The sequence below is a fragment of the Humidesulfovibrio sp. genome, from assembly GCF_035560995.1.
In the GTDB taxonomy this organism is placed as follows: Bacteria; Desulfobacterota; Desulfovibrionia; order Desulfovibrionales; family Desulfovibrionaceae; genus Humidesulfovibrio.
In genome coordinates this window covers 1-10,630 of sequence record NZ_DATMYK010000273.1, presented here as the reverse complement: position 1 = coordinate 10,630, position 10,630 = coordinate 1, and the positions used below count along the sequence as shown (strand labels likewise).

Genomic DNA, 10,630 nt, shown 5'->3' with positions numbered 1-10,630 from the left:
GAATATGCCTCCGGCGGCCGGGGGGCAGTGCCCCCTGGACCCGCCATGCCGCGAATCCTCGGGGAAAGACCACTCGGATTCGCGGAGGAAGTCAGCAGGGCGTTTGGCAGCGCACAAGTCTAACCTAATGGGATTCCAAAGGGCCTCGTGCCCTTTGGCCCCCGGAGGGATATTCTCTTCCTTCTTCCTCTTACGCCAGTTCCACATCATATTTCTGCATGAACTGCACGGGGTTGTACGAGAGCTTGGCCTTGCGCAGACCTTCGTCGCCCAGGTCCTGCTCGCGGTTCACTAGGCTGAAGCGGTCTTCCTGCGCTTCGAGGAAGTGCTTGTTGATGGCCTGGTAGATGCCTTTGAAGCGCGTATCGCCTTTTTCGAAATGGATGACGATGGTTTCCTTGTCCAGCTTTTCGCCCACGGTGTAGGCCACCACCTTGCCGCCGATGCGGATGGTTCCGCCCATGAGGCTGCCCAGGCGGTCGAAATTCTTCAGCACGCGGGAGATGGCCTGATTCTCGGCCACCAGGGCTTCGGAGGGGTGCTCCTGCCAGCCGTGCCATTCGGCCTGCATGTCGAGCACCTCTTCCACGCAGTCGGCCTGCATGGGCGTGTACTCGAAGATGTTCGACTTCTCGAACTGGTGCAGCAGGTTCTTTTTCTTGTGGAATTTGTTGCCTTTCAGCTCGATGAGTTCCGGCACGGAGTACACGTAGTCGAAGTGGTCGCGGGCTTCGATGGCGGTGAGGCGCTCGCCGAAGGCCTGGCGCCAGATGCCGACCAGGGCCTCGGGCACGCGGGTGAACTTCGCCGGGCCGGACAGGCAGGGCAGGGCGGCCCAGTCCACCTTGGTCCAGTCGCCCACCGGGGCCCAGAAGGTCTGCTGGGGGATGGTCTGCTTGATCCACACCAGGTCGTGGGCGATGCGCCACTCAAGCCCGTAGTGCTCTGCCCAGCCGTAGAGGTTGGCGAAGGCGTAGTCGGAGGTAACCTCCGGGCAGGCGGCCAGGGCGGCGCGGTAGGCTTCCTGATGCTTCAGGCAGATCTTTTCGAAGTTTTCGCAGGTGCTCATGTGTTGCTTCCGTTGCGGGTTTTGGACATGGCGAAACGCTGCCAGTCCTTTTTGACGAAGATATACAGAAGGATGGCTGCCTGGACGGCCTGCGAGGCCAGCATGGAGATCCACACGCCCGTGGCCGTGCCCAGGATGACATGTCCCAGGACGTAGGCCAAGGGCAGGCGCACCAGCCAGGTGCCCAGCCCCATGCCGAGCAGGTTGTACAGCGTGGCCCCCGCGCCCGCCAGGGCTCCGGCCAGGATCATGGTGGTGAGGGTGAAGGGGATGGCCAGCACGTTGTACACGAGGTAGTTCTGGGCCTCGGCCTGCACCTCGGCCTTGGGCGCGATGAAGCCCGCGATGTCGCCCAGAAAGGGCCAGAGCAGCGCGGCGAAGAGGCTGATGCTGGCGAGCCCGATGGCCAGGATGCGCAGGCCCATGCGGCGGGCCTCCTCCGGCTGGCCCGCACCCAGCAGGTGCCCCACCAGGATGCTGGCCGTGAGGTTGAGGGCGAAGGCGGGCAGGAAGAGCAGGGACTCCACCCGCGCGCCGGCGGCCATGCCGGCAAGGGCGACCACGCTGTTCTCCGGCAGGCTGGCGGTAATGGCGAAGAGCACCAGATAGCCGGAGTGCCAGACGATCTGCATGAGCCCGGCGGGCCAGGCCACCTTGAACAGATATGGGAAGGCCTTGCGCACCCAGCACCAGGGTGCGAGCATGGTGCGGGTCAAGGTGCCGTCGCGGCGCAGCATGACGAGGCCGAACACCGCGCCGAGGGTGATGGACGAGAAGGTGGACCAGACGATACCCTGCACGCCGAGCTGCGGCAGGCCCCAGAGACCAAGGCCCAGGCCCAGGTCGCCCATGGTGTTCACCACGGTGACGAGGATCATGGTGTACAGGGGCAGCATGACCTGCCTGCGCGCGCGGAACACGGCGTTCTGCATGATCATCATGTAATAGGGCGGCAGGGTGTACAGGAACACCTCAAGCACGTAGCCCGTGAGCGGGGCGATGTCTTGCGGCACCTGCAGGGCGCGCACGAAGACATCGCGCAGGGGCAGGCCAAGGCCCAGGAACACAAGGCCGGAGCCCGCGGCGATCGTCAGGCACAGACCTGTGTAGCGCTCCGCCCGCCGTGTTTTGCCCGCGCCGAGGGACTGGCTGATGGCCGCCACCGCGCCGCCGGAAACCGCCATGGCGATGATCAGGAAGAGGAACAGCGACTGGGTGATGATGCCGAGCGAGGCCTGCACCCGATGGTCTATCTTGCCCGCCACCCACACATCCACGAACCCGATGAGGAAGTTGAAGAGCATCATCAAGAGCTGGGGCCAGGAAAGGCTCCAGATGAGGTGCGCGGATTTTTGAGAAGTGGTGGCTGGCTGCGTGGCTGACTGCATGTATATCCTGGAGAGGGCCCGCCCTTGGGCGGGGTTCATGGGCAATCAGGTCAAGTAGGCATGAATTGACGCCTGCCAAGGGGCCTGCATGGAATTTCTTTACCTGGCGTTCATGTTCTGCCATATCTGACAGCATGAACCCGGCGCACAAAGCGCCCCGGGCCGGAGGTATTGATGAGCGGCAAAACCACGGGCGGCCCCAACGCCGCCGCAGCACCCGTCCTGCGCGTCCACCTGTGGCTGGAATCCGGCGGCGGGATGCTCTTCGGCCTTGGGCGCGTGCAGCTGCTGGAGCTGGTGCAGCGCCTGGGCTCGCTGAACCGGGCGGCCAAGGCCCTGGGCATGAGCTACCGCGCGGCCTGGGGGCGCATCAAGCGGACGGAGGAAGCCCTGGGCGAGCCCCTTCTGGCCAAGGCCAGCGGCCGCAAGGGCTACGAGCTGACCCCGCTGGCCCAGGCGTTGCTGACCGACTTCACCGCCTGGCACCACGAGGTTGAGGCGTTCGCCCTTGCCCGCGCCAAAGAGCGCCTGCCCTGGGAGATACGGGCCTTTGCCGGAACCGAGGCCGATTCAGAGGCCGGGCCCAAGCCCTAGCCTGCCGCGCGGCCAACCATCCCGGCTTTCCGGTCTGGCTGCCAGTCCAGCATACCACAAAAGAAAAGGGCTGCCCCCGGCGTTTGGCTCTCCCATCAGGAGGCCGGAACGCCGGAGGCAGCCCGTTCGATTTTTTGCTAAGGCCTAGCGGCGTCCGCCACGGTCTCCGCCGCGCCCGCCACGATCGCCGCCGCGGCCGCGATCACGGTCGCCACGGCCGGGGCCGTCGCCACGGGAGGAGGGCGGACGACGGAACTCGTCCAGGTTCACTTCCTGACCGGCCTGCTCCATGAGCCAAGCCTTGCGGGACAGGCGGATGCGTCCGCCCGGCTCCAGCTCGATGACCTTGACCCAGACTTCCTGGCCGAGCTGCAGCAGGTCTTCCACGCGGTCCACGCGCTCAACATCGAGCTGCGACACGTGCAGCATGCCCTCGGCTCCGGGCAGGATCTCCACCAGGGCGCCGACTTCCAGGATCTTCTTCACGGTGCCCAGGTAGTTGCGGCCCGGCTCCGGGGTCTGGTCGTAGTAGAGCACCATGGCCTTGGCCTTCATCAGGCTCTCGGTGTTGGGGGCGAAGATGGCCACCTTGCCGGAATCCTCGATGTCGATGGCCGCCTGGGTCTCGGCGGTGATGGCCTTGATGTTCTTGCCGCCGGGTCCGATGACGCTGCGGATCTTCTCGGGGTTGATGAACACCACTTCCATCTGCGGGGCCAGCTCGGAGAGCTGCGGCCTGGGCGCGGCCAGGCACATGGCCATGTGCTCCAGGATGTGCATGCGGGCGTCGCGGCTCTGGGCCAGGGCGCGGCGCAGCACGTCGTAGGGGATGCCGGTGGTGATCTTGATGTCCATCTGGATGCCGGTGATGCCGCGGGCGCTGCCGGCCACCTTGAAGTCCATGTCGCCCAGGGCGTCTTCATCACCCAGGATGTCGGTGAGGACGATGTAGTCCTCGCCCTCTTTCATCAGGCCCATGGCGATGCCCGCCACGGGTTCCTTGATGGGCACGCCCGCGTCCATGAGGGCCAGGGAGGCGCCGCACACGGTGGCCATGGAGGAGGAGCCGTTGGAGTCCATGACCTCGGAGACCACGCGCAGGGTGAACGGGAAGTCCTCGGCGCTGGGCAGCACGGGCAGGATGGAACGCTCGGCCAGGGCGCCGTGGCCGATGTCGCGGCGGCTGGGGCCGCGCAGGATGCGCACTTCGCCCACGCAGTACGGGGGGAAGTTGTAGTGCAGCATGAAGCGCTTGGTGTCTTCGCCCACCAGGGTCTCAATGCGCTGCTCGTCGCGGCTGCTGCCGAGGGTGGCCACGCACAGGGCGGCGGTTTCGCCGCGGGTGAACAGCGCCGAGCCGTGGGTCATGGGCAGCACGCCCGCGCTGATGGACAGCGGACGCACGGTGGTGGTGTCGCGGCCGTCCAGGCGGATGCCTTCGGTGCGCACGCGCTCACGCACGAGCTTCTTGTCCAGGTCGCTCAGCAGGGCGGAGGCCTGCTTCTGGGCATCTTCATTGTCGGCGAACTTCTCGACCACGGCCTTCATGGCCTGGGTCTTGGCGACTTCCTTGGCTTCGCGGCGGGCCATCTTCTCGGTGAGGGCGCAGGCGGCCTTGAGGCCAGGCGTGGCGATCTCCTCGACGTAGGCGGCAACGGCCTCATCGACCTTTTTGGGGGTCACTTCGATCTTGGGCTTGCCGACCTTTTCGCGCAGCTCGTCCTGGATGTCGAACATCGGGGTGAGCTGCTTGTGGCCCCATTCCAGGGCCTCGGCCACCAGTTCTTCGGAGACGAAGCTGGCGCCGCCCTCGACCATGACAATGGCCGAGCGGGTGGCCGCGAAGATGAGGTTCAGGGTGCTCTCGTTGGCAATCTGCTTGTAGGTGGGGAACAGCACGAACTGCCCGTCCACGTAGCCCACGCGCGCGCCGCAGATGGGGCCCTCAAAGGGCATGTGCGACAGGTGCAGGGCGCAGGAGGCGCCGGTGATGGCCAGCACGTCCGGGTTGGTGTTGGCGTCGGCCGAGAGGACCGTGGCGATGACCTGGACCTCGTCGCGGAAGCCCTTCTTGAACATGGGGCGGATGGGGCGGTCGATCAAGCGGGAGACCAGGGTCTCGCGCTCGCTCGGGCGGCCGATCTCGCGGCGGAAGTAGCTGCCGGGGATGCGGCCGGCGGCGTAGGACATTTCCTGGTAGTTCACGGTGAGCGGGAAGAAGCCGCGGTCAATCTCGAGCGCCTGGTTCACGGCGGTGACGTGCACCACGGTGCCGCCGGACTGGATCCACACGGCTCCGCTGGCCTGTTTGGCCATCAAGCCGTGGTCGAGGGTGATGTCCATATCGCCGACGCGGGTGGAAAGGCTTATCTTGTTGTGAGGTACGAGCATGAAGTCTCCTGGATGTTGCCGTTCCGACGCGTGCTCCCTGCCCGGGGTTTAGCCGGCTTGGGGAAGGGCTCTTGCGTGAATCGCAAGAACGCTCTCCGCAGCCAACTAAAGGGGTCTGGAGCCTCGTTTGCGTCTGGAACGCGGTTACGGGCGGGCGAGGGGCGTCCGCCGCGGTGGGCCGCACGGGGCGGAGACCGGTTTTCCTCGGCCTCCGCCCTGCGCGGTGGGGGAACTCTTACTTGCGAAGGCCCAGGCGCTCGATAAGATCACGGTAGCGCTGGATGTCAGTGTTCTTCAGGTAATTGAGCAGCTTGCGGCGCTGGCCGACGAGCTTCAAGAGGCCGGTCTTGGAGTGGAAGTCCTTCTTGTGCACCTTGAAGTGCTCGGTCAGGTAGGTGATGCGCTCGGTCAAGAGCGCCACCTGGACTTCAGGAGAACCGGTGTCTCCCTCTTTGCGCTTGAAGTTCTCAATGACCTGGGTCTTTCCTTCGGGCGTCATAACCACAGCAGTATCCTCCTCGTCTGGAACCCATTATGGCGGGCCAGACTGTTGTGCCGGAAAGCTCCCCGTTCAGGTGGCGGGAGCGGCGTCCATCCACAGTCCGCGCAGGATCGTCCAGCGCAGTCCGCCGTCCTTGGGCTGAGCCTCAGCCAGCGCAACCGGTTCGCCCCCTTCATCGACCAGCATGACCTGCTCGCCGGGTTTCCCCAGGAGCTCGTCACCGCTTGGTCCGCCCACCGGCAGCCAGGCCCCGTTCTTCACGAGGGCGGCCAGGGTGGGTGAAAGGACGATGGTGCGCCAGTGCGGGAGCATTTTCGCCAGCGGAACGACCCGCTCGGCAAAAAGCTCCGGCTCTCCAAGAACCGCGTCCAGGCTGTACGAGGCGTCAAGCCCATAGGGCTCGCACGCCTCCCGCGTGAGCTGCGCAAGCGCTGCTCCGCACCCGAGCCGAATCCCCAAGCTGTGGACCAGGGAGCGAATGTACGTGCCTGCCAGGCAACGTACCCTGAACCGTGCGAAGGGGAGCTCGATCTCCAGCGGTTCGACCTCATATACCTCGATACGCTTCTCCTTGACCGGCACCGTCTCGCCCTTGCGGGCGAGTTCGTAGAGGGGCTTGCCCTCGTGCTTGGCTGCGGAGTATGCGGGCACTTCCTGTTCCGTGAGGTCCTTCCAGGACAGGATGGCCGCCCGCACATCTTCTTGCGAAATATTGCCGATGCCCTTTTCCTCAACCACAGCCCCTTCCATGTCGAAGGTGTCGGTGGTGAGCCCAAGACGCATCATGCCGGTGTAGACCTTGGCCCCGCTGGTGAGGTAGCCCGCCAGCTTGGTGCCCTGGCCCAAAAGCACAAGCAGCACGCCCTGCGCCAGCGGGTCAAGAGTGCCCGCGTGGCCGATCTTGCCCTGGCCCAGGCCATGCTTGATGCTGTTCAGGCAGCCCGCGCTCGTGGGGCCGCTGGGCTTGTTCAACACGAGCAGCCCGTCGAGCTGGCCCGCGCTTCTTTTACGCTTTCTTCCCATGCGTCGTAAGCCCTACACCAGTTGCAGCGCTTCGCCAAGTGCCTTGACCAGGCGCTTCTTGGCCGAGGTGAGCTCGTCGGCGATGGTGCCGCCGGCGGCGTTTCTGTGCCCGCCGCCGTCAAACAGGGCGGCCACGGCCTGCACATTGTCCGCCCCGGTGGAGCGCAGGCTGAACTTGTACGCGCCATCGGCCTGCTCGCGCAGAATCGCCGCGGCGCGGGTGCCGCGCAGGCGGCGCAGAAAATTCACTATCTCTTCGCAGTCGGCGCTGTCGGTGCCGGTGCGCTCCATCATGGCCTGGGTGACATAGGCCACCGCCACCTGCCCGCCGAAGAACATCTCCGTGGTGGCGAAGCTTTCGCCCCACAGGCGGAAGCGGCTCACGGTCCACTGGTTGCGGATCTTGGCGTTGATGGCGCCAGGCTTGAGGCCCAGGCGGATGAGCCGGGCTGCAAGCTCCATGATGCGCGGGTCGGTGTTGTCGAAGGTGAAGAAGCCCGTGTCCGTCACGATGCCCAGGTAGATGGCTTCCGCCAGGTGGCCGGTCAAGGGCACGCCAAGTTCGTCGGCCAAGTCGGCGATCATGGCCGCCACGGCCGCATACGAGTCGTCCACCCAGTTGAACTGGCCGAAATTCGGGTTGCCCAGGTGATGGTCGACGTTGGCGATGGGCCGGGTGCCCATGACCTTGTGCAGCTCATCGCCCACGCGGCTCGCGGTGCCGCAGTCGAGCACGAAGATCCAGTTGCCTTCCGCTCCGGAAAGGGTGGTGTGTATGGGCGCGGGCAGGGGCAGCCAGTCGAACTGGTGGGGCAGGCCTGTCGGGTTGTACAGGCAGAAGTCCTTGCCCAGAGCGGACAGGATGTAGCCGAGCGCAATGGTCGAGCCGATGGCGTCGCCATCCGGATTGGCGTGGGAGGCCACCAGGAAGTGGTCGCTCCTGCGGATGAGGTCAGCTATCTGCTGGACTGGGCTTGGCATAGACCATGTCCTCAAGGAAATCGTCGTGGGTGAAGCGCAGATCCGGCAGGGAGCGCATGTTCATGCGCCGTGCCAGGCCGGAGCGCAGAAAACCCTTGGCCTTGTTCAGGCCGTCAAGCGCCAGCTGGCGTCTTTCCGGCCCGCCGCCCACGGTGAAGGAGACAAGGGCGATGCTCATGTCGGCGTTGAGCTTGCAGCCGGAGAGGCTCACCAGTTCAAGGCGCGGATCCTGAACTTCCTCGATGAGCATGGTGGCCAGCTCTTGAAGAATCTGGTCGCCCATGCGGATGGAACGTCTCGTGCCTGAGGGCTTCATTCAATTTCTCCCGCGCTGCTGAACACTTCCGTGTCGGCGCGCACAAGCTCCGCCGGGGAGATGGCTTCCACCATCGCCAGGGCCTTGGACAAACGGCTCTCCACCTTGGTGGTCTCGCCGGAAACGGTCACCACCGCCAGCACCAGCTTCTGGTGGGCGTCCTGGGCATCCACTTCGCTCACGGCCACGTTGAAGGTGTTGCGCAGCTTCTGCTTCAGGCTTTGCGCCACCTGCCGCTTGCCCTTCAGCGAGTCGTTGCCGTGCAGGCGGAACTCCAGGGTCAGCACACCGATGATCATGTAAGCCTGCTTGAAGGCAATGGCAATGCCCGAAGACATTGCCATTGCCCGTTGCCGTTAGTCGATGGTGCGGGCGACTTCCTTGGTCTCGAAGGCCTCGATGACGTCGCCGATCTTGATGTCGTTGAAGTTCTCCAGGCCGACACCGCATTCGTAGCCCTTGAGGACTTCCTTGGCGTCGTCCTTGAAGCGCTTGAGGGAGCTCAAAGCGCCGGTGTAGATGACCACGCCGTCGCGCAGCAGGCGCACCTTGGCGGCGCGGGTGAGCTTGCCGTCCACCACGCCGCAGCCGGCGACCATGCCGACCTTGGGCACGCTGAAGGTGTTGCGCACCTCGGCCTGGCCCAGGTAGACTTCCTGGATGTCCGGGGAGAGCATGCCGCTCATGGCGTCCTTGATCTCGCCCACCAGCTTGTAGATGATGTCGTAGAAGCGGATTTCCACGTGCTCGCTGTCGGCCATGTCCTTGACCTTGGCCGTGGGACGCACGTTGAAGCCGATGATGATGGCCTGCGAGGCCGAGGCCAGCAGGATGTCGCTTTCGGTCAGGCCGCCGGTTGCGCCATGCACCACTTGGATCTTCACTTCCTCGGTGGAGAGCTTGACCAGCGCCTCGGTGATGGCTTCGAGGGAGCCCTGCACGTCGGCCTTGAGCACGAGGTTCAGGTTCTTGGCCTCGTTGGCGGGCTTGGAGAGCAGGAAGGACTCGAGAGTCACCTTGCTCTTGCCGATAAGGTCCTTCTCGCGCTGCTTGGAGGCGCGGGTCTCGGCGATCTTGCGGGCCACCTTGTCGTCGGCCACCACCACGAACTCGTCGCCGGCCTCGGGCACGACGTCGAAGCCCTGGATCTCAACGGGGATGGCGGGACCGGCCTGCTTGATCTTGCGGCCCTGGTCGTTGAACATGGCGCGCACCTTGCCGTGCACGGTGCCGCAGACAAAGGCGTCGCCGTTCTTCAGCGTGCCTTCCTGGATGAGCACGGTGCCCAGCGGGCCGCGTCCCTTGTCCAGCTTGGCTTCCACGATGTGGCCGCGCGCGGGCTTGGCCGGGTTGGCCTTGAGCTCCAGCACTTCGGCCTGCAGCAGAATCATTTCCAGCAGCTCGTCCAGGCCGATGCGCTGCTTGGCGGAGACGTTGGCGAAGATGGTGGTGCCGCCCCATTCTTCCGGCACGAGGTCGAACTCGGCCAGTTCGCGCTTCACGCGGTCGGGGTTGGCGCCTTCCTTATCGATCTTGTTCACGGCCACGACGATGGGCACCTTGGCCGCCTTGGCGTGGTTCACGGCCTCGCGGGTCTGATCCATCACGCCGTCATCGGCCGCGACGACCAGGACGACGATGTCCGTCACCTGTGCGCCGCGGGCACGCATGGTGGTAAAGGCCTCGTGGCCCGGGGTGTCGAGGAAGACCACTTCGCCCCGGTTGGTGGCCACGTGGTACGCGCCGATGTGCTGGGTGATGCCGCCCGCTTCGCCCGAGGCGATGCTGGTCTTGCGGATGGCGTCGAGGAGCGAGGTCTTGCCGTGGTCGACGTGGCCCATGATGGTGACCACGGGAGGCCGCGACTTGAGATCTTCCGGGTTGTCGGACGGGGCGGCGGACAGGAATTCCTGCTCGTCGAAGGAGACGTTCTCCACCTCATGGCCAAACTCGCCCGCCAACAGGGTGGCGGTGTCCATGTCGAGCGCCTGGTTGATGGTAGCCATCATGCCCATGCCGAACAGGACCTTGATGATGGCCTGCGCCTTCACGCCCATCTGGTGCGCCAGGTCGGAGAGGCGGATGTGCTCGTCGATGCGGATCTTGCGCTTGCCGACGGGCTTGATCTCCTCGCGCTGCTCCATGCCGCCGCGGTGCTTCTTGCGGCGGGAGGACTTGAGGCGCATCGGGGCGTCGCCGTCCTCACTCACCACCGGAGCGGGAGCGAAGGAGGGCTTCTTTTTTGCCGTGGACGGACCGGCCTTGCGGCGATCGTCCTCGGTGCCGCCGCTGCCGGGGAACTCCACGACGCGATGCGGCTTTCTGCGGCTGCGATCATCGCCGTCCTTGGGGGGGACGGCAGGCGC

General features: G+C 65.3%; 10 protein-coding genes. 1 reads left to right on the top strand and 9 read right to left on the bottom strand.

Annotated elements, in window-relative coordinates; all coding sequences use genetic code 11:
* Positions 1–190: 190 nt before the first annotated feature.
* Together VN419_RS10620 and VN419_RS10615 are read right to left on the bottom strand one after the other, a co-directional pair.
* Positions 191–1,069 carry a DUF2156 domain-containing protein gene (locus tag VN419_RS10620; protein WP_325647204.1) on the bottom strand — a complete coding sequence of 293 codons (879 nt, stop codon included), beginning with the start codon at positions 1,067–1,069 and terminating at the stop codon, positions 191–193.
* Positions 1,066–2,457 carry an MATE family efflux transporter gene (locus VN419_RS10615; RefSeq protein WP_325647203.1) on the bottom strand — a complete coding sequence of 464 codons (1,392 nt, stop codon included), beginning with the start codon at positions 2,455–2,457 and terminating at the stop codon, positions 1,066–1,068. Before VN419_RS10615 ends, VN419_RS10620 begins: the two co-directional genes overlap by 4 nt.
* Before the next feature lie 174 nt (positions 2,458–2,631).
* Between VN419_RS10615 and VN419_RS10610 the strand changes: the two genes are divergently transcribed.
* The gene (locus tag VN419_RS10610; protein ID WP_325647202.1) at positions 2,632–3,051 is read left to right on the top strand and encodes a winged helix-turn-helix domain-containing protein; all 420 of its coding nucleotides are present in this window, start codon (positions 2,632–2,634) and stop codon (positions 3,049–3,051) included.
* A gap of 144 nt (positions 3,052–3,195) precedes the next feature.
* On the opposite strand, the gene pnp is transcribed toward VN419_RS10610, so the two are convergent.
* From pnp to infB, 7 genes are all read right to left on the bottom strand, one after another.
* Positions 3,196–5,442 (bottom strand): polyribonucleotide nucleotidyltransferase, encoded by a 2,247-nt coding sequence (gene pnp, locus VN419_RS10605; protein ID WP_325647201.1) that lies wholly within the window; start codon positions 5,440–5,442, stop codon positions 3,196–3,198.
* Positions 5,443–5,677: 235 nt separating this feature from the next.
* Positions 5,678–5,947: a 30S ribosomal protein S15 gene (rpsO, locus tag VN419_RS10600; protein WP_325647200.1), complete on the bottom strand. Its 270-nt coding sequence runs from the start codon at positions 5,945–5,947 to the stop codon at positions 5,678–5,680.
* A gap of 66 nt (positions 5,948–6,013) precedes the next feature.
* Positions 6,014–6,967: a tRNA pseudouridine(55) synthase TruB gene (truB, locus tag VN419_RS10595; RefSeq protein ID WP_325647199.1), complete on the bottom strand. Its 954-nt coding sequence runs from the start codon at positions 6,965–6,967 to the stop codon at positions 6,014–6,016.
* 12 nt (positions 6,968–6,979) lie between these two features.
* Positions 6,980–7,948, bottom strand: a complete 969-nt coding sequence (locus VN419_RS10590) for a bifunctional oligoribonuclease/PAP phosphatase NrnA (protein ID WP_325647198.1) — start codon at positions 7,946–7,948, stop codon at positions 6,980–6,982.
* Positions 7,920–8,264 carry a 30S ribosome-binding factor RbfA gene (rbfA, locus tag VN419_RS10585; RefSeq protein WP_325647197.1) on the bottom strand — a complete coding sequence of 115 codons (345 nt, stop codon included), beginning with the start codon at positions 8,262–8,264 and terminating at the stop codon, positions 7,920–7,922. The genes VN419_RS10590 and rbfA overlap by 29 nt, the downstream gene beginning before the upstream one ends.
* Positions 8,261–8,563 (bottom strand): DUF503 domain-containing protein, encoded by a 303-nt coding sequence (locus VN419_RS10580; RefSeq protein ID WP_325647196.1) that lies wholly within the window; start codon positions 8,561–8,563, stop codon positions 8,261–8,263. The genes rbfA and VN419_RS10580 overlap by 4 nt, the downstream gene beginning before the upstream one ends.
* A 57-nt stretch (positions 8,564–8,620) precedes the next feature.
* The coding region (infB, locus tag VN419_RS10575; RefSeq protein ID WP_325647195.1) for a translation initiation factor IF-2 at positions 8,621–10,630 on the bottom strand (2,010 nt) is incomplete at its 5' end.

Bases quoted from the DNA above. Each gene is read 5' to 3' on its own strand.
- truB (WP_325647199.1), bottom strand. From the start codon at position 6,967: ATGGGAAGAAAGCGTAAAAGAAGCGCGGGCCAGCTCGACGGGCTGCTC.
- VN419_RS10610 (WP_325647202.1), top strand. From the start codon at position 2,632: ATGAGCGGCAAAACCACGGGCGGCCCCAACGCCGCCGCAGCACCCGTC.
- rbfA (WP_325647197.1), bottom strand. From the start codon at position 8,264: ATGAAGCCCTCAGGCACGAGACGTTCCATCCGCATGGGCGACCAGATT.
- pnp (WP_325647201.1), bottom strand. From the start codon at position 5,442: ATGCTCGTACCTCACAACAAGATAAGCCTTTCCACCCGCGTCGGCGAT.
- VN419_RS10620 (WP_325647204.1), bottom strand. From the start codon at position 1,069: ATGAGCACCTGCGAAAACTTCGAAAAGATCTGCCTGAAGCATCAGGAA.
- VN419_RS10590 (WP_325647198.1), bottom strand. From the start codon at position 7,948: ATGCCAAGCCCAGTCCAGCAGATAGCTGACCTCATCCGCAGGAGCGAC.
- VN419_RS10615 (WP_325647203.1), bottom strand. From the start codon at position 2,457: ATGCAGTCAGCCACGCAGCCAGCCACCACTTCTCAAAAATCCGCGCAC.
- VN419_RS10580 (WP_325647196.1), bottom strand. From the start codon at position 8,563: ATGATCATCGGTGTGCTGACCCTGGAGTTCCGCCTGCACGGCAACGAC.